22 protein-coding genes are annotated in these 22,024 nt (G+C 71.7%); 6 read left to right on the forward strand and 16 right to left on the reverse strand.

Features of this window, described 5'->3' with window-relative positions; all coding sequences use genetic code 11:
* Positions 1–71: 71 nt before the first annotated feature.
* Both IO39_RS22915 and IO39_RS22920 read right to left on the reverse strand, forming a co-directional pair.
* Positions 72–1,514 carry an MDR family MFS transporter gene (locus IO39_RS22915; protein ID WP_052423242.1) on the reverse strand — a complete coding sequence of 481 codons (1,443 nt, stop codon included), beginning with the start codon at positions 1,512–1,514 and terminating at the stop codon, positions 72–74.
* A gap of 2 nt (positions 1,515–1,516) precedes the next feature.
* Entirely contained in the window at positions 1,517–2,461 is a 945-nt protein-coding gene (locus IO39_RS22920; protein ID WP_043626741.1) for an NAD(P)/FAD-dependent oxidoreductase, read from the reverse strand.
* 63 nt (positions 2,462–2,524) lie between these two features.
* On the opposite strand from IO39_RS22920, the gene IO39_RS22925 reads away from it, so the two are divergent.
* The gene (locus tag IO39_RS22925) at positions 2,525–2,953 is read left to right on the forward strand and encodes a helix-turn-helix domain-containing protein (protein WP_052423243.1); all 429 of its coding nucleotides are present in this window, start codon (positions 2,525–2,527) and stop codon (positions 2,951–2,953) included.
* A gap of 350 nt (positions 2,954–3,303) precedes the next feature.
* On the opposite strand, the gene IO39_RS22930 is transcribed toward IO39_RS22925, so the two are convergent.
* A complete protein-coding gene (locus IO39_RS22930; RefSeq protein WP_043626744.1) occupies positions 3,304–3,855 on the reverse strand; it encodes a hypothetical protein in 552 nt (183 codons plus the stop codon).
* A gap of 354 nt (positions 3,856–4,209) precedes the next feature.
* Here IO39_RS22930 and IO39_RS22935 point away from each other — a divergent pair, with 354 nt between their 5' ends.
* Positions 4,210–5,187, forward strand: coding sequence for an SDR family NAD(P)-dependent oxidoreductase (locus IO39_RS22935; RefSeq protein ID WP_084773308.1), 978 nt, complete (start codon positions 4,210–4,212; stop codon positions 5,185–5,187).
* A gap of 121 nt (positions 5,188–5,308) precedes the next feature.
* Complete coding sequence (locus IO39_RS22940) at positions 5,309–5,911, forward strand: TetR family transcriptional regulator (RefSeq protein WP_043626747.1); 603 nt, start codon at positions 5,309–5,311, stop codon at positions 5,909–5,911.
* Between the two features lie 117 nt (positions 5,912–6,028).
* Here the strand turns inward: IO39_RS22940 and IO39_RS22945 are convergent, their stop codons facing one another.
* Both IO39_RS22945 and IO39_RS22950 read right to left on the reverse strand, forming a co-directional pair.
* Positions 6,029–7,708 (reverse strand): tannase/feruloyl esterase family alpha/beta hydrolase, encoded by a 1,680-nt coding sequence (locus IO39_RS22945; RefSeq protein WP_043626750.1) that lies wholly within the window; start codon positions 7,706–7,708, stop codon positions 6,029–6,031.
* Positions 7,709–8,591: 883 nt separating this feature from the next.
* A complete protein-coding gene (locus IO39_RS22950; RefSeq protein WP_281200121.1) occupies positions 8,592–9,890 on the reverse strand; it encodes an MFS transporter in 1,299 nt (432 codons plus the stop codon).
* Between the two features lie 54 nt (positions 9,891–9,944).
* Here IO39_RS22950 and IO39_RS22955 point away from each other — a divergent pair, with 54 nt between their 5' ends.
* Positions 9,945–10,316, forward strand: coding sequence for a MerR family transcriptional regulator (locus IO39_RS22955; RefSeq protein ID WP_043626976.1), 372 nt, complete (start codon positions 9,945–9,947; stop codon positions 10,314–10,316).
* 90 nt (positions 10,317–10,406) lie between these two features.
* On the opposite strand, the gene IO39_RS22960 is transcribed toward IO39_RS22955, so the two are convergent.
* From IO39_RS22960 to IO39_RS22980, 5 genes are all read right to left on the reverse strand, one after another.
* Positions 10,407–11,027 carry a Tn3 family transposase gene (locus tag IO39_RS22960; protein ID WP_043626753.1) on the reverse strand — a complete coding sequence of 207 codons (621 nt, stop codon included), beginning with the start codon at positions 11,025–11,027 and terminating at the stop codon, positions 10,407–10,409.
* A gap of 61 nt (positions 11,028–11,088) precedes the next feature.
* Positions 11,089–12,255 (reverse strand): coiled-coil domain-containing protein, encoded by a 1,167-nt coding sequence (locus tag IO39_RS22965; RefSeq protein WP_245642151.1) that lies wholly within the window; start codon positions 12,253–12,255, stop codon positions 11,089–11,091.
* A 298-nt stretch (positions 12,256–12,553) separates the two neighbouring features.
* Entirely contained in the window at positions 12,554–13,699 is a 1,146-nt protein-coding gene (locus tag IO39_RS57920; RefSeq protein ID WP_043626758.1) for a VOC family protein, read from the reverse strand.
* Positions 13,700–14,215: 516 nt separating this feature from the next.
* The gene (locus IO39_RS22975; protein WP_043626762.1) at positions 14,216–14,965 is read right to left on the reverse strand and encodes an SDR family oxidoreductase; all 750 of its coding nucleotides are present in this window, start codon (positions 14,963–14,965) and stop codon (positions 14,216–14,218) included.
* A 182-nt stretch (positions 14,966–15,147) separates the two neighbouring features.
* The gene (locus IO39_RS22980; protein ID WP_043626765.1) at positions 15,148–15,888 is read right to left on the reverse strand and encodes an SDR family NAD(P)-dependent oxidoreductase; all 741 of its coding nucleotides are present in this window, start codon (positions 15,886–15,888) and stop codon (positions 15,148–15,150) included.
* A gap of 127 nt (positions 15,889–16,015) precedes the next feature.
* Between IO39_RS22980 and IO39_RS22985 the strand changes: the two genes are divergently transcribed.
* Positions 16,016–16,615, forward strand: coding sequence for a TetR/AcrR family transcriptional regulator (locus IO39_RS22985; protein ID WP_043626768.1), 600 nt, complete (start codon positions 16,016–16,018; stop codon positions 16,613–16,615).
* A gap of 61 nt (positions 16,616–16,676) precedes the next feature.
* Here IO39_RS22985 and IO39_RS22990 read toward each other — a convergent pair whose 3' ends face one another.
* The 6 genes from IO39_RS22990 to IO39_RS23015 all read right to left on the reverse strand — a co-directional run bounded on the left by IO39_RS22990 (position 16,677) and on the right by IO39_RS23015 (position 20,922).
* Positions 16,677–17,222 (reverse strand): YciI family protein, encoded by a 546-nt coding sequence (locus tag IO39_RS22990; RefSeq protein WP_043626771.1) that lies wholly within the window; start codon positions 17,220–17,222, stop codon positions 16,677–16,679.
* 97 nt (positions 17,223–17,319) lie between these two features.
* Positions 17,320–17,976: a M15 family metallopeptidase gene (locus tag IO39_RS22995; protein ID WP_043626773.1), complete on the reverse strand. Its 657-nt coding sequence runs from the start codon at positions 17,974–17,976 to the stop codon at positions 17,320–17,322.
* A 239-nt stretch (positions 17,977–18,215) separates the two neighbouring features.
* Positions 18,216–18,698: a DUF1801 domain-containing protein gene (locus IO39_RS23000; protein WP_043626776.1), complete on the reverse strand. Its 483-nt coding sequence runs from the start codon at positions 18,696–18,698 to the stop codon at positions 18,216–18,218.
* A gap of 40 nt (positions 18,699–18,738) precedes the next feature.
* A complete protein-coding gene (locus IO39_RS23005) occupies positions 18,739–19,533 on the reverse strand; it encodes a VOC family protein (RefSeq protein ID WP_043626779.1) in 795 nt (264 codons plus the stop codon).
* Positions 19,534–19,586: 53 nt separating this feature from the next.
* Positions 19,587–19,997, reverse strand: coding sequence for a VOC family protein (locus tag IO39_RS23010; protein ID WP_043626782.1), 411 nt, complete (start codon positions 19,995–19,997; stop codon positions 19,587–19,589).
* A gap of 70 nt (positions 19,998–20,067) precedes the next feature.
* The gene (locus IO39_RS23015; RefSeq protein WP_043626785.1) at positions 20,068–20,922 is read right to left on the reverse strand and encodes a LysR family transcriptional regulator; all 855 of its coding nucleotides are present in this window, start codon (positions 20,920–20,922) and stop codon (positions 20,068–20,070) included.
* A 157-nt stretch (positions 20,923–21,079) separates the two neighbouring features.
* Between IO39_RS23015 and IO39_RS23020 the strand changes: the two genes are divergently transcribed.
* A complete protein-coding gene (locus tag IO39_RS23020; RefSeq protein ID WP_043626788.1) occupies positions 21,080–21,952 on the forward strand; it encodes an aldo/keto reductase family oxidoreductase in 873 nt (290 codons plus the stop codon).
* The last annotated feature ends 72 nt before the right edge of the window (positions 21,953–22,024 follow it).

Consider the following 22,024-nt stretch of genomic DNA (forward strand, 5'->3'; position numbering starts at 1 on the left):
GCCGGCGTCACCGGCCGGCGCGCCGGCCGGCGGGGCGCGTGCGGTGTCGTACGACTCGATCGCGATGGTGTTCATGCCGCCGCCTCTCCGGGGGTGGGGTGCTGGGCCCTGCGGGGCAGCAGCGCCATCAGCGCCACCAGCACGGCGGCGGCCGGGGCGCCCCAGAACAGGACGTCCGGGATCGCCGCGGCCGTCGCCTGCGCGCCCGGGGCCCGGCCCTGGAGTTCCCGGGTCAGGAGGGTGCCGAAGACCGCCACGCCGAGCGACAGGCCCAGCCCCCGGACGGACACCGCGGCGGAGGTGGTGGCGGCCAGGTCCGCGGGTGAGGCCGCGTTCTGCGCGACGACCACCAGGTTCTGCATCAGCAGCCCGAACCCGACCCCCAGCGCCGCGAGCTCCACGGCCAGCACGGCGTAGGGGGTGCCGGGGGTGAGCCGGCTCAGCAGCGCGAACCCCAGCACCACGATCACCGCCCCGGCGAGCAGGTAGGGCTTGAACCGGCCGCTCGCGCCGATGCGGGCGCCGGCGAGCGAGGAGACCGCCATGAAGGTCAGCACGTACGGGTTGAGCGCCAGGCCCGCCTGGGTGGCGCCCATGCCGTACGCGGCCTGCAGATAGGTGGGCAGGTAGACGATCGAGCCGCCGAGCAGCGCGCCGAGCAGCGCGGTGGCGGGGAGCGCGACCCGCAGGGTGGGGTCGGCGAACAGCCGCAGCGGCAGCAGCGGGCTGGCCGCGCGGCGTTCCCGCCACCCGAACAGCGCCCCCAGCACCACCACCGCGCCGATCAGCCCCAGGATCACGCCGGACGTCCAGGCGTACGCGCGGCCGCCCCATTCGGCCACCAGCAGCAGGCTCACCACCGCGCCCGCGATCAGCGCGGCCCCGGCCAGGTCGACCTTGCCGTCCCCGCCCGGCCTGGGCAGCCGCAGCGCGTACGCGACGAGGGCCATGGCGAGCAGGCCGAGGGGCAGGTTGATGGAGAAGATCCAGCGCCAGCCCCAGGCGTCGGTGATCGCGCCGCCCACGAGCGGGCCGCCCACGCTGGCCAGCGCGAAGACGCCGCCGGTGAAGCCCTGGACGCGGCTGCGCAGGCGCTGCGGGTACAGCTCCGACAGCGCGATGGTGGGCAGCACGAACAGCGCGCCGGCCCCGATGCCCTGCAAGGTCCTGGCGGCGATGAGCTGGGGCGTCGTCTGGGCCAGCCCGCACAGCGCGGAGCCTGCGACGAAGACGGCGACCGCCGTGAGGAACACCGCGCGCCGGCCGAACCGGTCGCTGATCCGGCCGTAGAGCGCGCCGGTCGCGGTCGAGGCCAGCATGTACGAGGTGACGATCCAGCCGATCGCGTCCATGCCGCCCAGGTCGGCGGCGATGCCGGGCAGGGCGATGGCCACCACCGTCTGGTCCAGGACCGACAGCAGCATGCCGATCAGCAGGCCGGCCGTGGCGAGCGCCACCCTGCCGCCGCCCTGCGGCGGGGCGGCGGCGGCCCGCGCGAGGTCCACGGACTCCACGCTCAGCCCCTTTCCTGCGCGAGCGGGTTGGGCAGGCCGAAGTCGGCGCACGCCAGGTCCTGGTCGATGACCGCGCCCGCGAGGGTGCCGCCGGCCGCCGCGCCGATGACCGCGGACATGGGCATCGGCATGGTGGCCCGGCGCGCCATGTCGCCGGCCGCGTACACGCCGGGCACGCTGGTCCGGCCGAATTCGTTCACCTCCACGCACCCGTCGGCGAAGGTCGCGCAGCCGAGCCGGGCGGCCAGATCGGAGCGCTGGCGCGGCACGTTGACGACGAACACCGCCTCCCTGGCCAGCGACGGGCCGGTCTCGAACACGATCTGCTCCAGCCGGCCATCCGTGCCCTCCAGCCGGGTGACGGCCTCGCAGCGTACGGCGACGCCATGCGTCTCCAGCGTGGCCCGCGCCGCCGGGTCGAGCGGCCGGCCGTCGGTGCAGAGCACGACATCGGCGGCGAAGCGGCTCAGCTGCAGCGCCAGCCGTACCCGGGCCGGATCCGCGCCGAGCACGGCGACCTGCTTGCCAGTGCATTCGTAGCCGTGGCAGTACGGACAGTGGTAGGCGGAACGGCCCCACAGCGCCTCCACCCCGCGCGGGCCGGGCAGTTCGTCGGCCAGCCCGGTCGCCAGCAGCAGTCGCCGCGCGGCCGCGCTCTCCCCGCCGGACAGGTCCAGGTGGAAACCGCCGCCGGCCGGCACGCGGACCTCGGTGACCGTCCCCGTCGCGATCCGCACCGTCCGGTACGCGCCCAGCTCCTCGCGCCCGAGCCTGCGCAGCTCGGCGGGAGGCGTGCCGTCGCGGGTGAGGAAGTTGTGCACGTTGTCGGCGGCGGCGTTGCGGCCCTCCCCGGCGTCGATCAGCAACACCGACCGGTGGACCCGCCCGAGGGTCAGCGCGGCGGCCATGCCGGCCGGGCCTGCGCCGACGATGACGGCGTCGAACATGTCTTGCCTCCACATGAGGGGTCATCGCTTGACGTGAAGGCAAGTCTGCAAGTTAATGTCAACATGAAGTCAAGCGATTCCATGCGGATCGGGGAACTCGCGGAGCGGTTCGGCCTGGCTCCGCACGTCCTGCGCCACTGGGAGGCCATGGGCCTGCTGGCCCCCGCCGAGCGGGTCAACGGCCGCCGCCGCTACACCCGCGACCACGTCATCCGCGTCATGACGATCATCCGCGCCAAGGCGGCGGGCATGAGCCTGGAGCAGATCCGCGAGGTCCTCACCGTCTCCGGCCAGGCCGGGCGGCAGGCCCTCCTCCGGCGGCACCACGAGGAGCTGGAACGCCGGCTGCACGAGATCTCGGCCTCCAAGGCGCTCATCGAGCACCTCATGCAGTGCACGGCCGACGACTTCACCCAGTGCCCCGACTACCGGCGGATCGCCGAGACCGCGACCGGGCCGTACCGCGTCCACCAGGACGGATGCATGATCTGAGACACCGCCCGCTCCCGGCCGGATCGTGGAGGCCGCGACCGGGCCGCACCACCTTCGCCAGGAGGGACGCATGATCCGAGGCGCCACCCCGCTCCCCGGCCGGAGCGGACATGGCGGGGCCGTTCACCCGGCGGACATGCCGTCTCCCGGCCGAGGTCATCGCGGGGGCGGAGACCGTCGAGTGCGGCCTCGACGTACCGCCGCCGATCGCCCGCGGCGTGGTGCCAGCCGGCGACGACGGCCTGGTGGTCGCGGCCGCGGGCGCTGATCGAGCCGGCCAGCGCGGTGAGGCGGCGGGCCGGCTCGCCGAGTTGAGCGGCCCGGCTCCTGGGCCGCCTCTGCGGAGTTGGTCAGAGGTCGAGGATGGAGAAGGTCAGGACCGCGCCGGAGTTGGTGGTCTGCCCGCTGCCCAGGCAGCCGAGGGTCTGCTGCAGCGAGGTGGTCAGGACCGTCTCGTACAGCACGCCGGCTCCAGGCATGTCGTTGCTGGTGACGGTGCCGGTGATGACGAGGACGGCGTTGCCGCCCGGGCGCAGGCCTGCGGCGCCGCTCCAGGAGAAGTGGGTGTCGGGGATGCCGCTGTGGTTCCAGTCCACCGTGGCGGTGCCGCTGGCGTTGCCGCCGACGCAGGTCAGGCTGCCGGTGCCGGTGAGGTCGATCTCGCCGGTGGCGCGGTTGCCGATGACGTCGACGCAGTTGCCGATGGTGCTGCTGGAGTGGATCGTGACGTTCCGGGAGGTCAGCAGGAGCAGGCCGGGATTGTAGGTGTTGGTCTGGTAGCCGGTCGGGCACTCCACCAGCAGGGAACTCGAACTGGCGGGGACGGCGGCGCCGCCCAGGCAGAGGACGGCGACGCAGAGCAGCGCTGCGGTCCGGGTGAGCAGGCGGCGGAGAGTGGACATGGGGATCCTCTCGCGTCCGGCCCCGATGAGAACGATGAGGCCGGACAGCTGTGGGGTGGATGGCCGTGCACGCCCTCCCCACCTGGCGTGCGATCCCTCGCCGATCCTCGCCTTACCGGTCCCCTCGCGGTCGACACCGTGGAGCCAGCCAACCCCCGCCGCTTACCCGGCACAACCACTCATAACGTATCGCTCTCGATCCTTGAGAGCCGTTACAGCTGAGGACTGGTAGTAAGGGCCCCTGCCGGCGTGTGGCCGGTGCCGGGTGACGACGAGGCGGGGTTGTGAGGCTGACCAGGCGTTGATGGCCGCCCCGGTACGTGCGAGGGTGGTCAGCGACGGAGGGGGTGAGCGATGAGATCGTTCACGGGAAAGATTGCCGTCGTCACCGGAGGCGGCGCCGGGATGGGGCGCGAGCTGGTCGTTCAGTTGGCCGCCGAAGGCTGTTCGGTCGCCGCGTGCGACGTCGACGAGGCCGGGCTGGCCGTCACCGCCGAGCGAGCCGCCCGAGCCGCACCCGGCGGCGGCGAGGCGCGGGTCACCGCCCACCACTGCGACGTGTCCGACGAGGCTCAGGTGACGAGGTTCCGCGACGAGGTGGTCGAGCGGCACCGGACCGGCCACGTCAACCTGCTGTTCAACAACGCCGGCATCGGCGGCGGCAACAGTTTCGTCACCAGCCCGCGAGCCGAGTGGGAGCGTACGTTCGGCGTCTGCTGGGGCGGGGTGTACAACTGCACGCGTGCGTTCATGCCGCTCCTGATCGCCAGTGACGAGGGGTGCCTGGTCAACACCAGCAGTGTCAACGGGTTCTGGGCGGCCGGCCCCGGTGTGCCGATGAGCGCGTACAGTGCCGCCAAGTTCGCCGTGAAGGGCTTCTCGGAGGCGATGCTGACGGACCTGCGGATCAACGCGCCGCACGTACGGGTCGCGCTGGTGATGCCGGGGCACGTCGGCACGGAGATCGTGATCAACTCCCGCCGGATCCACGGCCGCTCCGAGCCTGACGACATGACCGCCGAGGAGCTCGCGGACGCCCGCGTGCCCGCCGCCGCCCTCGCGGGCGTTCCCGCCGACCGGTTGAGCGATGAGGAGGTCCGGGCCGCGGTCAAGAGCATGGGCGAGTGGTTCCGCGACAGCGCGCCGCTGTCGGCCGCCGACGCCGCGACCCTCATCCTCGATGGCGTACGCGCCGGCACGTGGCGCATCCTGGTCGGTGATGACGCCCGCGCGCTCGACGCCGCGATGCGCGCCGACCCGCTGGACCTGTACCGGCCCGACAGCCCGACCCTGGCGGCCGTCTTCCCCGACCTGCGCCCTCGCGAGGAGTGACGCGGCCAGGGCGTGCGCGACCGCCGCCACGCAGCGAGCCGCGACACCGAGCCGGTGCCACTCTGACACCCCACGCCCTTGCGGCGCATGGTGCCACCACGGCACTTGGTACGCTGGAGCGATGCCCACCGAAGGTCTCTGGAGCCGTACCCGGCGCGCCGTGCACGACGAGATCAGCACCGTCGCCATGGGCCTGTTCCTGGAGCGAGGTTTCGAAGCCACGACGATCGACGAGATCGCCGCCGCCGCAGGCATCTCACGCCGTTCCTTCTTCCGCTACTTCGGCACCAAGGAAGACGTCGTCCTGCGGCACCTCGCCGCCGACGGCGCCGTCCTGCGTGCCGCCCTGGAGCAGCGTCCGGCCGAGGAGGACGCCTGGACCGCGCTGCTGCGGGCGTTCCTCGGCCTGGAGCGGACGTCGGCGCCCCAGGAACAACTGCTCAAGATCTCCGCGATGATGTACGGCACGCCGTCCCTGCGGGCCCGTAGCGCCGAGAAGCACCGCCAGTGGCAGGACGAGCTGCTTCCCGAGGTCCGCCGCCGCCTCGTGTCGGCCGGCGAGGGCCCGCACGCCGGCGTTCAGGCGCGAGCCGTCGTCGCCGCCGCCATCGCCTGCATGGACACCGCCGGGGAGGCGTGGACCCACGCCAACGGCGAGACCCCGCTCGGCGAGTTGCTGATCGCGGCCTTCACCGCCGTCGCTCCCGTCATGACCGGGGCGTGACCAGACGTCCGAGAATCCTCCGAGCGCGCGGCCGGAGGACTCCCGGCGCTGCTCTTCACCTCCACCTGCCGCCCGCCGGCCCCCACCCGCTCCCGGGGCCTTCAGGGCCGGCGGTCATCACCGCGTGGCACAAGTGAAAGAAGCCGCGCTGTTGACGTCGCCCGAACCTTCGTACCTGGGCCAGCCAGGAAACATGCACAGCGGCCTGGTCCGGCCCGGCACCCCGGAAGCGTCGGTCGCGACGAGGTCGTTCGCGGGATCGATGCCTTTCTCGACCCAGTTCTCGATGGCCGCCAGCTGATCCCACTCCGGCTGGAAGGACGACGAGGGCCCGTGCTGCGCGCCCGGGATCTCGTAATAGCGAACGAACGAGTCCACCCGCGACGGCCCCATGGTGGCCTGGATCCGCGCGTAATAGTGTTCCGTCGTTCTGGCCGCCGGTTCGGCGCTGCCCGTCCACAGCAGCAGCTTGCCCTTTCTGTTCAGGAAGCCCGACAGATCGGTGACATTGGAGAAGAGCGCCGAATGGGCCGCGATCCGCGAGGCCATCCCGCTTCCGCTCGTCATGTCCATCGTCAACGTGTTGAAGTTCGGGTCTCCCACGATCATGTGACGGATGACGCCGTCGGCGAGCGACACGGGCATGTGCGGGGCCGGCGGGAAAGCCGGCGCGGCCGAGCCGTAGACGCCGACCTGCGTCAGCAGCGCCTTCTGCGGGAAGTCGGGGACGCCGCCGCCATGGTCGGCGATGTAGACCGGATATCCGAGGACACTGGTTTCACCCGTGCCGATGACGTACGACAAGGGCTTGGGCTCGTTCATCCGTTTCAGCGCCGTCAGCTGAACGTCGGACAGGCAGGTGTCGCCCTTGTCCCGGCCCTTGGGGCAGCGCAGGACAGCGGGGTCGAACCGGACCTCGCAGGAGCGGACGTTGCTGATGACGCCGTCCCTCACGCCGTCGAGCGGGTCGCACGCCTTCATCACCCCGGTGTAGAGAGTGTGCCGCTCGGCCTCGTTCAGCCATGCCCCGGGCACCGCCACCGCCTGGGCGGCATGGAGCATGTTGAGCGCCACCCCGGTGACATTCCAGCCTGCCGCGCCGGCGACCACGCCGTCCCAGTCAGCCGGCCAGCGCTGCGCGACGGCCAGCGCTTCGCCGCCGCCCTTGGAATAGCCGAGGAAATAGGATTTGCCGGGCCCGCGGCCGTAGCGGGAGGTGATGAGCGACACCGCGACGTCCCGCGTCTTCTTCAGCGCGTCGCCGGCATAGTTCTTGAGAGCCTCATGATTGGCGCCGAAAGCGGCGGGCGGTTTCCCCTCTTCGGGCTGGTGCCCGGAGTCGCTGGAGAAGACCGCATACCCTCGGCTCAGCGGCAGCGGCATCTTCTGGGCGCCCCAGAGATTCGACGCGTTCGTGAGCGGCGGGACGAATCCATTCAGGCCCGCGCCACCGAGCATCACGGCCTTGCCGTTCCACTCTTCCGGCAACGCCACCTGGAATTTGATGGTCGGCGCGGCCGGGTCGACCGGTTTGATGTCTCCCGAGACCAGGCAATGGGCGCCATAAGCCTGGTTCCCCGTGCCACCGGCATTCGCGGCGACCGCCGAAGAAACGGTGGCGCCGCCGGTCGGGAGAGCGACGGCCCCGGCCGCGATCGTCATTCCGTTCAGGCCGGAACAGCTCTCGGCCGCCGACGCTTCCGCCTCATAGGCGCCGGCACCGACCGCCGTGAGCATGAGCGTGAGCGCCGCGTGGAAAGTGGTGGACCATCTTTTGCGCCTGAAGAAAGAGGACATGCATCTCCTGTCCAGCCTTGGATCGCTACAGCACCCTGTGCCACGTCCACCAGGTGGAGCGCACCAGGTGGAGCGGCCATCGCACGCCTCGGCGCGCCCTCCACCCCGCCGGCTCAACCTCTCCTGCGCCGTTGAGGGGTGGGTTCTTCACGTGATCGACACTATATGTCAGTTCGGCACTGAGTGCCAGGCAGACCTAGCGTGACTGCCTCATGCGCCCGCACGAGCGAAAAGGACCGTTCTTCTGGAACTGGATACGGCGCTTGAGCAGCAACCCAACGGTCAGTGGCATTAGCGAGCCGTTGGGGCTCGGGTTGGCGTCACTGGCCGTTCCGAGCGGATGATGGGAGAGGCGGAAGGGGCCGCTTCCGTAGAATTTTCGGTCGATGGCATCGTCGGGCAGCGCGTGTCGCATGCCCTCGGCCTGGACCGGCCGGTCGGGCGGGTGCTGGCGATCGATTGGGTGCCGTGCGCGGCCGCCCCAGCGCGAGCGGGACCCTGAAGCCCAGGCTCCTCACCGGCCGAGCAGCCCTCCCCGCTTCCGGCGCCAAGGTCAGTTCCGTCGAGCCGCTCGACGGCCGGGATCGATGCCGCTGGACGGTTCCCGACTTGTACGGGGACCACGCGCGGGGCCTCGCGACGGGCCATTGCGGGCAGGCAGGTGCTGCCCGTCCGCCGACCAAGGCTACGAGGCCCGGCCCCGCCCGCGCACAGGTCCGGAACCGTCCAGCTCCAAAGCGCAGGGAGTTGTCACGAATCGTCGCAGCTCCACGATTCTGTGTGAGGAGCGCGGTGCCGCTACGTGGCTTCTACCGGGAAAGTCGAAGGTCTTGCGCCTTGTTCCTCGCCACAAGGCGGCGGATGCAAGAGGCGGCGCCGCCGATCACGCCAGCGCGTCGTTTTCGGCTGTCTGGTGTCGTGCGTCCGGTTCGGAGGCGGTCTCGCGTTCGAATGTGCGGCTGGTGAATCCGTGTCGACGTGCGCCGATGACGATAGCGAGCGCCGGGAGCAGGAGCGCGAGTGTGACCCAGCTCAAGGAGGGGGGTCCCAGCACGTTGAGGGTGATACCGCCGATGATCCCGCCTACGGCGATCGCGATGTTCCAGCATGTGGTGAGGAGTGCTTGTGCGACGTCGCCCGCTGCGCCTGCGGCGTCAGCGATCGCGGTTTGCAGCAGGGTTGAAGCACCGCCGAACGCGAGTCCCCACAGGGCTGCACTGGCGTACACGAGGGCGGGGTTGCCAGAGAAGACGCTCAGGATGACAGCGGCTGTGGCCAGGAGCGCGCAGGCCAGGATCATAAGCATGCGCAGGTGCCGGTCGATGAGTACGCCGGTGAGCCAGATGCTCACGAGCGAGACCAGGCCGAAGGTGAGCAGCACCGAATCGACCTGACCCGCCATGCCGAGCGGGGCCAGGAACGGTGCGATGTAGGTGAAGAGGATGTTGTGTGCGAACACGAACGTCAACGTCACGACGAGGATCGGGGCGACTCCGGGCAGACGGAACGTGTGGGCCAGCGGCAGTCGTGCGCCCTTGGATTGGCCGGGGAAGTTCGGAACGGTGGCGATCACCCATACGATCAGTGCGAGAGTGACCAGCGTGATGATCCCGAACGCGAATCGCCATTCGACGGCCTTGGCGAGGAACGCGGCTGCGGGGACCCCGACGGACAGTGCCACGGTCCCGCCCGCCATCGCGATGGCCATGGCCTTGCCGCGCTGGTGCGCGGGAACCATCCTCCGGGCGTAACCGGCAAGGAGCGCCCAGAGCATGCCGCCGACGATCCCGCCGAGGAACCGCGCGGCCAGGGTGAGCGCGAAACTGTCGGAAAAGGCCGTGGCCGTGTTGGCGACCGCGAACCCGGAGATCGCGAACAGCAGCAGGTGCTTGCGTCGCCAGCCGATCGTGGCTCTCGTGAGAGGGACCGCCGCGAGAATCGCGCCGATCGCGAAGACCGTGACGCCCTGCCCCGTAGCCGCCTCGCTCACTCCCAGGTCGCGGCTCATCTGCGACAACATCCCAGCGGGCATCGTCTCCGTCAGGAGCGTGATGAACCCCGTGGCAGCCAGAGCCAGCAGACCCGCGAGCGGGAACCGTGCGTCAGCGGCGGAAGGGGATGGTGATGTATCCGTTCGTGATGTATCCGTTCGTGTCATACCCTGATCATCAATGTGTGACATTGGTGTGAGGGTCAAGTCCGGCTGTATCGGAGCCCAGACACGAAGGGTGTGGGGATGAAGATCGGTGAGCTCTCCAAGCGCACGGACACGCCGGTGCGGATGCTCCGCTACTACGAGGAACAGGGGCTGATCCACTCCGAACGGCTCCCCAACGGGTACCGGAGCTACGAGGACTACGTTGTCGACCGGGTGCGGCAAGTGCGGGGCCTCCTCGAAGTCGGCCTGCCCACCCGGATCATCAAGCAGATCCTTCCCTGCCTGGACAGCTCAAAGGCGATATACCTGCCGTACGTCACCCCAGACATGATTGAGACACTCGAACGCGAACGCGACCGCATGGCAGAGAAGATCGAATGCCTCACGAAAAACCACCGAGCCATCAGCGACTACCTCGAGGCCGTGAGCCACGAAATCCGAGCTTCCTGATGAGACGCTCCAGTACGTCTTGACCGGCCCCGATGCTCCTATGGTCTGTCAAATCTACGGCCGCCTCGCGCTGACCGACGCCCAGAACACCTACGACGGCGTCATCGACCAGTTCCCCGTGTAGTCGCTCACACCAATCTCCACCTGCGGGAACAACGTCTCGGGCCGGAAGTGGTTCTGGAACACGTGCGACAGCCGCGATCGCTCCAGCGCCTCCACGCCCTTCTTGGCGATCGGCCGGTACCCGACGTTCATGGAGTGCGCGGCCAGGCACGCCGCGATCGAGGTCGGCAGGTCCTTCAGCCGGGACCGGCCGCCGGACACCGCGGTGAACGCCTCGGCGAGCTCGGGCACCCACGACATGACCTCCAGGATGACCTCGGGCAACTCCACGCGCGGCAGCATCGCCGTGGTGCGGGCCCGCAGGTCCACCAGCGACGGCGGCTCCTCAATCGCCTTCACCCCGGTCAGGTGGATCTTCCCCGCCTCGTCCACCCGCACGTCGGGATTGGCCGCCAGACGTCCGCCGACCTCCCGCAGCGCGGCGTCCAGCGAGCGGGAGTGCTCGGTCAACAGCGCATCCGGGTCGGTGGGGAGGCTGAGCGCGGTGAGCGCGTCGGGCCGGATCGCCGGTCCGGCCGCGCGAATGAGGGCGGACGCGGCCGTGCGGGAGCAGGGCGCGTGCGTGCTGTTCCGGTCCGGCCGCAGCACATGAGGGCGGACCTTGTCATCGCCTCGCGCATGGCCGGGGTGATTCCGCCTGCCGGGCTCGCTACGCCGAACGCAGTTCCGCCGCCACCGCCCGTTCCCGTAGTTGTGCCGCCTCCGCGCGTACCGACTCCAGTTCGGCCCGGAGATCCTCCAGCCGCACCCGCTCCAGTCGCAGCTCCCCGTGGAGCCGATCGCGTTCCTTGAGAGCCGCGTCGGCGCGTGAGAGCGCCTTGCGCTCTCTGGACAGCGCCGCGGCGTTCCTCTCCTCCAGCGCCGCCACCTCGCCGGCCAGCCGTTCTGCCTCGGCCGCGGCCTGTGCGGCGTCCTTCAGCGCCACCGCGCGGTCCCGCTCGGCCGCGGCGGCGGCCCGTTCCGCCGTGACGGCCCGCTCCACGGCGCGCTCCCGCTCCTGCGCCGCCGCCTCCTCGCGTGCCCTGGCGGCGACCAGCTCACGCTCGGCCCGCTCGCGCGCCGCCTCGGCCGCCGCCGTCTCCTCCCGGGCGCGGTCCCGCTCCCGCCTGGCGAGGGCGGCGTCCTCCTGAGCCTGTACGGCCTCGGCCCGCGCCTCCTCCACCTGCTTGCCGGCCAGCTCGACCCGGTCGATGAGCTCCTGCACGGCCTCATCCCCGGCCTGTTCGGTCAGCTCGACCCGGCGGGCGGCCTCCTCGGCCCGCCGCTCGGCCAGCTCGGCGCGCCGCTCGGCCTTCTCTGCCGCCTGCAACGCCTGCCGCTCGGTGCTCGCCGCCTCGCGCAGCGCGGCCAGCGCCTGCTCACGGGCCCGCTCGGCGTCGCCCAGCGCGGTCTCGCGCTCGTGCTCGGCCTCTTCCAGCCGGCGGCGCATCTCGGCCGTCTGCCTGCGCGCGTGCTCGGCGGCCTCGCGTGCCAGCCGTACCTGCTCGAACGCCTGCTCACGCTCGGTACGCGCGATCGCGACCCGCGTGTGCGCCTCGGCCTGCACGGCGCTGATCTTGGCCTCGACGCCGGCAGGGCTCAGCTCCTGGGCCAGCGCCCGCGCCAGCGGTTCGATGGCGGCGGCGAGCCCGCTCTCCATCCGGTCGTACAGCTGCTCCGCCCTGGCCAGGGCGCCCTCCAGCCCGGGCGTGGCCCGCCGCAGCTCGCGCTCCCGCTTGGCGGCGGCCTGACAGCCCTTCTCCGGACAGTACGCCTTCGGCCGCCCTCTCCCCCGCCGCTGCTCGATCGGCGCACCACAGTGCTTACACGGCGTCACCAAACTTGAGTCCGCTGTCACGGCGTCAGCCTAGCAATTTTCCATTTTCTGGAAAATAAAATTCAAAAAACCTGATGTGTTGTGTCGCCGCGTCAGTGACGGTTGTGTCGCCACGTCAGCGACGCGCACATGCCGCACGGCCGCACGTAGGCCGCCTCGCGCATGGCCTTCTCCCCATGGGCACCTGTCCTCGCCGTGCCCGAGTCCGCTGGTCGCGCGCGCGTTACCTCGGATGCTCTTCTCCTCCTGCGCAGGCCGCCGCCCCCGGGCGAGCCGTTCTCGCCGAGCGAGAGGCTTCTCAGGTGTCCTGGCGGAAGATGATGGCGGCGCCGAGGGCGGCGTCGGCGGGTACGAACAGCTCTTCGGGGACGGTTCGGGTGACCGGGAGGTCGTTGGCGCGTAGGTGTCGTTCGGTGGTGGCGAGGTCGCGTACCGACACCGCGTAGGCGACGAACGCGGGCAGAGCCGGCGGACGCTCACCGGGCAGCAGGCGGTCGAGGGCCGACGCGGAGACGATGGTGACATTCGCCCGGCCGAAACGGGCTACGCCGGAACCGGCGGTCCCTCCCCTGTCCCGCGCCCAGCCGTCCTGAGTCTGTCCGTTTCCCGTCTGGTCGCCCTGGGCCTGTCCGTTTCCCGTCTGGTCGCCCCGGGCCCGGCCACCTCGCGTCCGGTCCTCCCGCGCCCAGCTGTCCCGAGCCCGACCGGTTCCCGCCTGGTCGTTTCGGGTTCGGCCGGTGTCGGGATGGTTGAAGTAGGCGCCGTAGCGCTGGTGCAGGTCTGAGAGTGCGGCGTCGGGGACGCACAGGATGCATTCGATCAGGCCGGTCGCCCCGTTGGGGTGGTCCGTGTGCGCGTGGCCCTCAGGCGCCTCGATCGGCGGGTTCTCGGCGAAGCCGATCCTGCCCTCCGGCACGCGGCCCGCAGGCAGGCCGGGGTGGGAGATCTCCAGGTAGCGGGCGGGTTCCATCCTGGTTCCCGTGGCGGTCTCCACGGGTCGCTGGATCGCGTGTACGCCGCCATGACCGACACCGACTGCCGTGAGCCGCCGGGCGACGCCGTCGAGGTCCGGCGTGTCGGCGATCACGATGTGAAGGCCCTGGAAACGCTGGAGGAAGGAGGTGATGTTCGCGGCGGTCGCGCGAATGGCGGCGACCAGCCCGGGCAACCGGTCGTCGGGCACCTGCAGCGGGATCGGGCGGGCGTGGCCGGGCACGGGGCCGCCCTCCGGGATGACGGCCACCAGTTCGACGAAGTTGCCGGGAAAGTACACGTGGGTGTTGACCACCCCGAACGCCTCGGCGGGCCCGCCCGGCACGCGGGGAAGAACCGGGTAGGCGGGGGCGGGCACCGTGAAGCCCAGCCGGCGATACCGCTCCATCGCCTGGTCCATGTCCCGCACGATGTGGCCCACGTGGTGCAGGCCGTTGATCTCGTCACCCATGACGGGCCACCTCCATGGTCACCGGTGGAGCGATCCGGATGTCGTGTACACGGTCCGCGAGAACGACCGGCGGGGTACGTCCTCGCGGACGCAGGCAGTCAAAGCCGATCTCACCCTCGGAGTGGAATCACGACAGCCGTGCCCCAAAGAGGGGTCTGATAGCAAATGAGAGTACACCACCAGATTTCGGCTCGACAGATGTGACGTGATCAGTGGCGGGGGCCGTGGAATGGGGCAGGAGAGACCTCCGCTCGGCCCGCCCCTGCGAGCGACCACCCCGCCCACATCACCTCCGCCGCCGGCATCTTCGCCGCCACCCGGCCCTCCCCGACCCCACCCCCTGCCACCCGCCGCCGCCCGGCTCCGCCCGCCGCCCCGCCCCCGCTCGGCGTCACCGAATCCCGCTGATCCGTCTCGGCCGGGGACGGGCCGGCGCATCCCCGGCCGAGACGGGCGACGCGACGGCCATGCGGGGGGAGTCGAGGTCACAGGCGAGCATGCGGCGGAGGGCCGAGGTCAGTAGGCGAGTTCTCCGATGCCGCCGTCGACGCGCAGGACGGTGCCCGCGGTGTAGGCGGACTCGTCGGAGGCCAGGTAGACAGCCGCCTTCGCCACCTCGGTGGCGGTGCCGATGCGATGCAGGGGCACGGTCCGCCGGAGTTCCTCGTAGAGGGCGGCCTGCCGCTCGGGGCCGAGCGACTTGAACGTGTCCGTAAGGGTCGGCCCCGGGCTGAGCCCGTTCACCCGGACGCCTCGCTCCTTCAGCTCGTAGGTCAGCCCGCGGGAAAGGGACAGCAGGCCCGCCTTGGCGGCGCCGTAGACCGCCGCGTTCTCGTGCCCGATGAACGCGGAGACGGAGCCGACGAGGATGATCGAGGCCTGCCGGGACAAGAGCGGGATCAGGGCTTTGACCAGGAAGAATGGCCCATTGAGATTGGTGGCGACGAGTTTGTCGAAGGCTTCATCGGTCCATTCCTCGATCGGGAGATGGGTGACGTCGGCGGCGTTGCTCATCACGATGTCGAGTCGCGGCCACTCCTCCTGCAGGCGGGCCGCGAGCGCCGCCTGGCCGGGTACGTCCCCGGCGTCGCTGACGATGGTCAGCAGCGGGCCGTCCAGCCGCCGGGCGGCCTCCTCCAGACGTTCCCGCGAGCGGCCGGTGATCGCGACCGCCGCTCCCTCGGCGAGGAACTGCCGGGCGGTCTCCAGCCCGATGCCGCTCGTCCCGCCCGTGATCAGTGCGTACTTCCCCTCAAGACGACCCATTGACCTGGTTCTCCTCACTCGCGCCAAGGCGCGTGGTCCTGATGACAGTGGTGGCGCGGGATGGCCGCGGATGGCGGCGGATGGCCGCGGAGCGCCCGGCGCGCCTGCGGCCGGATGGCGTCCGGCCTCCGCGGGCGCTCCTGGGATCGGACGGTGGCCCGGCCCCGCCGGCGCGCCCGCGGTCAGATGGCGGTACGGCCGCCGTCGGCGGCGACGACCGCACCGGTCATGTAGCTGGCCCCGTCGCCGGCGACGAAGGCGATGACCTGGGCGACCTCGGCCGGGTCGGCGGCGCGCTTCAGCGCGGTGGTCAGCCCCATGCCGCCGACGTCGGGCCCCATGGCCGCCACCACCTTGGCGGTGGCCATCGGGCCGGGCGAGACGGCGTTGACGCGCACGTTCGACGCGGCGAACTCCGCCGCCCAGGTGCGGGTCAGCGACTCGATCGCCGCCTTGGTGGCGCCATAGGTCGCCATCGCCGGCAGGCCGAGACCGGCCGCGGTGGAGCTGACGTTGACGATGCTGCCGCCCCCGCGGGCGGCCATCTTCGGGGCGAGCCGGGCGACCAGGATGAACGGCGCGCGCACGTTGACCGCGAAGGCGGCGTCGTAGGCGGCGAGGTCCTGGTCGGCGGTCGCGCTGAACGGGACGACGCCCGCGTTGTTGACGAGGACGTCCACCGCCCCGGCCTCCTCGGCCAGCCGCTCCACGGCCCGCGGGTCGGCCAGGTCGGCGGGGATGAAGCGCACGGCGCCGGCTCCGCGCCCCCGCACGTCGTCCACGACCCGGGCGCCGCGGCCGGGGTCGGCGCCGGTGATGATCACGTCAGCCCCGGCGGCGGCGAGGATCGTCGCCGTCGCGTGCCCGAGCCCGCCGATGGCGCCGGATCCGGTGATCAGTGCGGTCTTTCCCGCGAAGTTCATGGGGTTCTGCCTCTCGTGAATTCTGGCGCGCTCGCGCCGCCGACTTCTGTGTGATCGTTCAAGAAGTCGGCCGGCCCTCACCGTACGGCCTTTTGTGCAAGCGGTCAAAAAGTCGTAGCCTGGGCACATGGCACGGACCGGGCGCCCCCGCGCCTTCGACAAGGACCAGGCTCTGGAGCGCGCGCTCCTGCTGTTCTGGTCCCGGGGCTACGGAGCGACCTCCGTACAGGACCTCGTCGACGCGCTGGCCCTGGAGCGGGGCAGCCTGTACGGCGCTTTTGGCGACAAGCGCAACTTCTACCTGGCGGCGGTCCAGCTGTATTGGGACACCTACGAGCACCGGCTGGTCGAGGCGCTGGCGTCAGGCCCAGTGCTGCCGGCGCTGCGCGAGGTGCTCGCCACCCCGGCCCGGACAGAGGAGTACGCCGCCGAGGCCGGTGGCCCGCAAGGCTGCATGATCGGCAACACCACCGCCGAACTCGTCCCCCAGGACGCCGAGGCCCGCGAGCTGGTGGCCCGCTCGCACGCCCGCTTCACCCGGATCGTCGCCGACGCCCTGCGGCGCGGGCAGGCCGAAGGCGAGGTCACCCGCTCCGCCACCCCGGAGGCCCAGGCGCAGCTCCTGCTCTTCACCGTCCAGGGCCTCTCCCTGGTCTCCCGCGCGGGGCTCGACACGGCCGCCGCGCTCGCCGCCGTCGATGCCCTGATCGACGCCCTGCGCGCCTGAGGCGCGCCTCCTCACGGCGAGCGCGGATTCGCGACCATGGGTACGGGGCCGCGCGCCCTGATCAGCGTCGCCCGCCGAACTCCCAGTCGTGGACCTCGACGCCGGCATACCGCTCCGGGGTCAGGACGGTGCGGGCCGTGCCCGGGTCCGTCGCGCGCACCAGGGCCGCCGTGCCCAGCCAGGTGGCGCCGTCGTCGGACAGCAGCGGCCCGTAGGCGATCACGTCGTCCCGCCGGCCGGGCGGTGGGACGAGGTCGGCGGCCTGGCCCGTGCCGAGGCCGAGCACCAGATAGCGGTTGCCGCCCTCGCGGCCGCCGGGGAAGTCCCACATGGTGCGGCCCAGCACGTTGCGCCAGCGGCGCAGCAGCACGTCGCGGTAGACGCCGGCCTGGTAGTTGGGCTCGTCGAAGGCGAACGCCCGCGCGGCGGCGGGGTCCGGCAGGTCGACGATGTGCACGCTGCCCGTGGCCGTGTCGCCGTCGAGGGTGGGGCCGCGGGCGATCAGCCGCGCGTCATAGCGGTCCATGTAGGACCAGTGCTCCTCGGCGAGCTTCTCGCGCAGGGCCCCGGAGCCGGGCCGGTCACGGTGGTAACAGAAGAATTCCATGGTGTGAGCCTGCCTATCACGGAACGCCGCGAGCGGGCGCGCCGGCCCCGGTCCTCCCCCGCCAGGCCGGCCTCATCTCGAACGGCAGCAGAGCGGCTCAGCGCACCAGATCGATGGGGCCGTAGCGGGCGTGCGAGGCCCCGGTGAGGTACGCCCAGTAGCGGTCGCCGTAGGACCAGTGCCACCACTCCGTCGGATAGTTCACGAACCCCGTCGCCGTCATGGCGGTGATGAGGGCCTTCCGGTTGCCGCGCGCCTCGGCCGAGATGGCGGGCGAGTCCGTGTAGCACTCCTCGCCGTGCTCCGGCGGGGTGGCGTTGACCTCCGTGCCCATCGGCAGCTCGGTCCCGTCCGGGGCGCACAGGGTGACGTCCACCGCTCCCCCGGCCACGTGCGGCGCGGTCTCCGGCGGCGAGACGTACTTGCCGGCCTCGGCCCGCAGCAGGTCGGCCGGCCAGCCGGGGTGGGCGTCGCGCATCCTCGACAGGCAGCCGGTGAAGTAGCGCTCCTGGAGAAAGGCGGGGCGGTGGCCTTCGACGAGGAGCAGCCGCAGTCCCCGGGGAAGCTGCGCCTGCGCGGCCGCCAGCCGGTCCCCGACGCCGAGCCGGACGTGCGCGTAGGCGCCGGCGGGGTCGGCCAGCCGCGCGTCCAGCCGGATGGTCTTCTCGTCGCGCAGATCGACGAGGGGTTCACCGCACTCCCGCACCGGAATCGCCGCGATGCGCGGGTCGGACAACAGTACGTGCTGCGCCATTGCTCACTCCATGGGCGGGAAGGGTTGCGGCAGGTCAGGCGCAGCATGGCCCACGCCGCTATAAATCCCCTGTAACCGGCCTATGACGGCAGCCGCGCGACCGGCGGCGGGCGAATGAGCGGCGGCCATAGGAAAAACCTATGGCCCCCGCTGGTATTTCCTCTTTGCGTCACGTTCTTTTCCGGACGTAGCGTGAAACAGCTCGCACGCGCCTTTTCTCTCACGTCAGCCGGGCTCCGTCAGGAGACGGCCCTGATGACGAGCTCCCTGAGGGCGGCCTCGCCGGCCTCGCTCAGCCTGGTCAGGGCGTAGGCCGTGGGCCACATGCCGTCGGCGTCGTCGAGGTTGGCCTCCACGGTGAACCCCAGCGAGGAGTAGCGCTCCTTGTCCACCTGGCCGCTGCGGAAGAAGCACACGATCTTCCCCGCCTTGGCGTAGGCGGGCTGGCCGTACCACAGCTTCGGCGCCAGCTCCGGCGCGGCGGACGTGATGACGGCGTGGACCCGCTCGGCCAGCGCGCGGTCCGCCGGCGCCATCTCGGCGATCTTCGCGAGCACGTCCCGCTCGTCGGCGGCGGCCTTGCCGGCGCCGCGGGCGCGGCGGGCGTCGTTCCTCAGCTCCGCCGCCCGCTCCTTGACGGCGGCCCGCTCCTCCGCGGACAGGCCGTCCCGGGAGGACGTGCTTCGCTGCTCGTTCTCGTTGGCCTTCGGTGCGGCGCTCATGGGTCTCCTTCGCTGGTTCGGATGAACGGTCATGGCCGGCTCAGTGCATCACTTTCCACCAGAACCCGTCCGGGTCCGTGAAGTGGCCGCAGTACCCGTCCCGGGGCGTCCGCGCGGCAGGAGTGGTGATCCGGCCACCGCCGGCGGCCGCGGCGGCGAGGATCGCGTCGACCTCGTCCCGGGACCCGGCGAGGTGGGTGAAGACCATCGCGGAGAAGCCGTCACCGTCCTTGGCGGTGCCCGCATCCCTCGCCAGCACCCCCCGCTCCATCATGCAGAGCCTGACCGCGCCCGGGGCCGGGCGGAAGTCGATGTACTTGTTGCCGTAGTCGCGATCGACGGTCATGCCGAGGGACTCGTAGAAGGTCCTGGACGCCTTCGGCGCGGCCACGCCGAGGATGACCGTGGTCTCGCTCGGCCGGGGCGTCGCCGCCGGCGGGCCGGTGTCCTTGGCGGTGGCCGAGGCCACCTTCCACACGGCGCCGTCCGGCGCCCGGAACGCCCCCGAGAACGACCCGAACAGGGCCTTCTTCGCGGGCTTGAGCACCTCCGCGCCGTTGCGGTCGGCGGTCTCCATCAGGGTCCTGACCTCGGTGGGCCGGCCGACGGTGCAGGTCAGCACGTAGCCGCGGAATCCCGAGGTCGCCGCATCGGCGCCCGCCGCCTCGGCGAGGTCCTCGGTCGCGGAGAGGGCGAGCTGTCCCGTACCGTGCAGGTCGAGGTGCACCGAGTGGCCGGCGTCGGTGGCGGCGGAGGCGAACGCGGTGGTGTAGAACCGGCGCGCGGCGCTCACTTCGGGCGCCCCGAGGGCGACCACGTCGAGCTTCAGAGGCATGTGCCTGACTCCATGTGTCTCGTGTCGCTGTGCGGCGTCCGAGGGGTGGGTGCTCAGCGCCGCTCCTGGATCCGGACCATGTTGCCCGCCGGGTCGCGGAAGGCGCAGTCACGCACCCCGAACGGCTGATCCATCGGCTCCTGGACGACCTCCGCGCCGCTGGCCTCCACGCGTTCGAAAAGACCGTCGAGGTCGTCGGTGGCCAGCAGGACGCCGGCGTAGGTGCCCTTGGCCATCATCTCGGCGATCGTGGCGCGCTCGTCGTCGGTGACCCCGGGGTCGGCGGCCGGCGGCTGCAGGACGATGGACGTCTCGGGCCGGCCGGCGGGGCCCACCGTGATCCAGCGCATCCCGGCGTAGCCGACGTCGTCACGCACCTCGAAACCCAGGACGTCGCGGTAGAAGGCCAGGGACGCGTCAGGGTCGTCATGCGGCAGGAAACTCGCGTGAATACTGACGTTCATGCATGTCACCCTAGGCTCGGGATAAGCGGCCCGCTTCTCGATTCCTGATCGCTTCACCCCTGCGGCAGGCTCACAGCCGGGTGGCCGTGCGGATCAGCTCCGCCAGGGCGAGGGAGCGGCTGTGCGCGGGCCAGGCGATGTGGGTGACGACGGGGGGCGCGTCGATCAGGGGGACGGCGGCGTGCTCGGCCCACAACCAGGCGCGGGCGGAGTCGGGGTAGACGGCCGCGGTGCGTCCGAGGGCGATCAGCTGCGCCAGCTGCGTCTGGTCGTGGATCTCGGGGCCCGGACCAGGAGGATAGACGCCGTCGCGGGGCCAGCGGGCGAGCGGCAGGCCGGCGATGTCGGCCAGGGACAGCGTGTGACGCGCCGCGAGCGGGTGCCCGGCGGGCAGGATGACGATCTGCCCCTCGGTCATCAGCTCCTCGCTGTCGAACCCGGCCAGGGAGTTGTACGGCGTGTGCATCAGCGCCACGTCGGCGCGGCCGTCGCGCAGCATCTCCCCCTGCTCGCAGGTGCCGCTCGGCAGCACCTCGACCTCGGCGGCGCCGGGCTCGGCGGCGTACGCGTCGAGGAGCTTGTGCAGCAGCTCGTGGGACGAACCGGCCTTCACCGCCAGCACCAGGCGGTTGCGGGGACCGCCGGAGCCGTCGGCGCCGCCGGCCCGGCGGGTGCGGCGCACCGCGGCGGCGGCCGCGTCGAGGGCCGCCCGGCCCTCGTGCAGCAGCATCTCCCCGGCTCCGGTCAGGGCGACGCCGCGCCGGTCGCGGTCGAGCAGGCGGACGCCGAGACGCCGTTCGAGCTGCTGGATCGCCCGGGACAGCGGCGGCTGGGCCATGCCGAGGCGCTCGGCGGCGCGGCCGAAGTGCAGCTCCTCGGCAACGGCGACGAAGTATCTCAGCTCGCGGGTCTCCAGGGTGTCCACGGCCGCAGCCTACCCCGTGATACCCGCCGGGTATGACAGCGCACCGCATCGGTGTTGGAGGCCACGCCCGCCCACGGGCGACCATCGACAGGCCCGCGCGAAGAGGGCTCTTGGCCCTCCGCGCCATCCATCCAGCAGGAAAGATCAGGACACGACCATGAACGCATCCTCCGCGCCCTTGCCCGGCGGCACCTGGACCCTGGGCGATCTGACCGTCACCCGCTTCGGCTACGGCGCCATGCAGCTCGCCGGCCCCGGGGTCATGGGGCCGCCCGCCGACCACGACGGCGCGCTCGCCGTCCTGCGCGAGGCCGCCGCCCTCGGGATCACCCACATCGACACCGCCGGCGCGTACGGGCCGCGGGTCACCAACTGGCTGATCCGCGAGGCGCTGCACCCCTATCCCCCGGCGCTGCACATCGTGACCAAGGTCGGCGCGGTCCGCGACCCGCAGGGCGGCTGGCCCCCCGCCCGGCGGCCCGAGGAGCTGCGCCGCGCCGTCCACGAGAACCTCGAGGACCTCGGCCTCGACGCGCTCGACGTGGTCAACCTCCGGCTCGGCGACGCCCGGGGGCCGCTGCCCGGCTCGCTCGCCGAGCCCTTCGAGACCCTCGTCGAGCTGCGGCGGGAGGGCCTGATCCGGCACCTCGGGGTGAGCAACGCGACCCCGGAGCAGGTCAGGGAGGCGCAGGCGATCGCGCCGATCGTGTGCGTGCAGAACATGTACAACCTCGCCCACCGCCAGGACGACGAGCTGATCGACGAGCTCGCCGCCCGGAACATCGCCTACGTGCCGTTCTTCCCGCTCGGCGGCTTCACCCCGCTGCAGTCGGAGGCGCTGTCCGCCGTGGCCGCCCGGCTGGGCGCGACGCCGATGTCGGTCGCCCTGGCCTGGCTGCTGCGGCGGTCGCCGAACATCCTGCTCATCCCCGGCACGTCGTCCGTGGCCCACCTGCGCGAGAACGTCGCCGGCGCGGGACTCTCGCTCTCCGGCGAGGATCTCGCCGAGCTGGACAAGATCGGGCGCTAGCGGGCCCTCCCCAGGGCCGGCGAACCGAGTGACGCGGCCGACCGGGTGGCGGCCGGGTGTCCTGTCGCACCC

It is taken from the genome of Nonomuraea candida, assembly GCF_000725485.1.
In the GTDB taxonomy this organism is placed as follows: Bacteria; Actinomycetota; Actinomycetes; order Streptosporangiales; family Streptosporangiaceae; genus Nonomuraea; species Nonomuraea candida.

Excerpts from the sequence above, each read along its gene's own strand:
- IO39_RS22985 (WP_043626768.1), top strand. The coding sequence starts at position 16,016 with ATGGCACGGACCGGGCGCCCCCGCGCCTTCGACAAGGACCAGGCTCTG.
- IO39_RS22980 (WP_043626765.1), bottom strand. The coding sequence starts at position 15,888 with ATGAACTTCGCGGGAAAGACCGCACTGATCACCGGATCCGGCGCCATC.
- IO39_RS57920 (WP_043626758.1), bottom strand. The coding sequence starts at position 13,699 with ATGGGTGACGAGATCAACGGCCTGCACCACGTGGGCCACATCGTGCGG.
- IO39_RS22945 (WP_043626750.1), bottom strand. The coding sequence starts at position 7,708 with ATGTCCTCTTTCTTCAGGCGCAAAAGATGGTCCACCACTTTCCACGCG.
- IO39_RS22990 (WP_043626771.1), bottom strand. The coding sequence starts at position 17,222 with ATGGAATTCTTCTGTTACCACCGTGACCGGCCCGGCTCCGGGGCCCTG.
- IO39_RS22925 (WP_052423243.1), top strand. The coding sequence starts at position 2,525 with ATGAAGTCAAGCGATTCCATGCGGATCGGGGAACTCGCGGAGCGGTTC.
- IO39_RS23020 (WP_043626788.1), top strand. The coding sequence starts at position 21,080 with ATGAACGCATCCTCCGCGCCCTTGCCCGGCGGCACCTGGACCCTGGGC.
- IO39_RS23005 (WP_043626779.1), bottom strand. The coding sequence starts at position 19,533 with ATGCCTCTGAAGCTCGACGTGGTCGCCCTCGGGGCGCCCGAAGTGAGC.
- IO39_RS22955 (WP_043626976.1), top strand. The coding sequence starts at position 9,945 with ATGAAGATCGGTGAGCTCTCCAAGCGCACGGACACGCCGGTGCGGATG.
- IO39_RS23010 (WP_043626782.1), bottom strand. The coding sequence starts at position 19,997 with ATGAACGTCAGTATTCACGCGAGTTTCCTGCCGCATGACGACCCTGAC.
- IO39_RS22940 (WP_043626747.1), top strand. The coding sequence starts at position 5,309 with ATGCCCACCGAAGGTCTCTGGAGCCGTACCCGGCGCGCCGTGCACGAC.
- IO39_RS22930 (WP_043626744.1), bottom strand. The coding sequence starts at position 3,855 with ATGTCCACTCTCCGCCGCCTGCTCACCCGGACCGCAGCGCTGCTCTGC.
- IO39_RS22935 (WP_084773308.1), top strand. The coding sequence starts at position 4,210 with ATGAGATCGTTCACGGGAAAGATTGCCGTCGTCACCGGAGGCGGCGCC.
- IO39_RS22975 (WP_043626762.1), bottom strand. The coding sequence starts at position 14,965 with ATGGGTCGTCTTGAGGGGAAGTACGCACTGATCACGGGCGGGACGAGC.
- IO39_RS23000 (WP_043626776.1), bottom strand. The coding sequence starts at position 18,698 with ATGAGCGCCGCACCGAAGGCCAACGAGAACGAGCAGCGAAGCACGTCC.
- IO39_RS22950 (WP_281200121.1), bottom strand. The coding sequence starts at position 9,890 with ATGTCACACATTGATGATCAGGGTATGACACGAACGGATACATCACGA.
- IO39_RS22995 (WP_043626773.1), bottom strand. The coding sequence starts at position 17,976 with ATGGCGCAGCACGTACTGTTGTCCGACCCGCGCATCGCGGCGATTCCG.
- IO39_RS22920 (WP_043626741.1), bottom strand. The coding sequence starts at position 2,461 with ATGTTCGACGCCGTCATCGTCGGCGCAGGCCCGGCCGGCATGGCCGCC.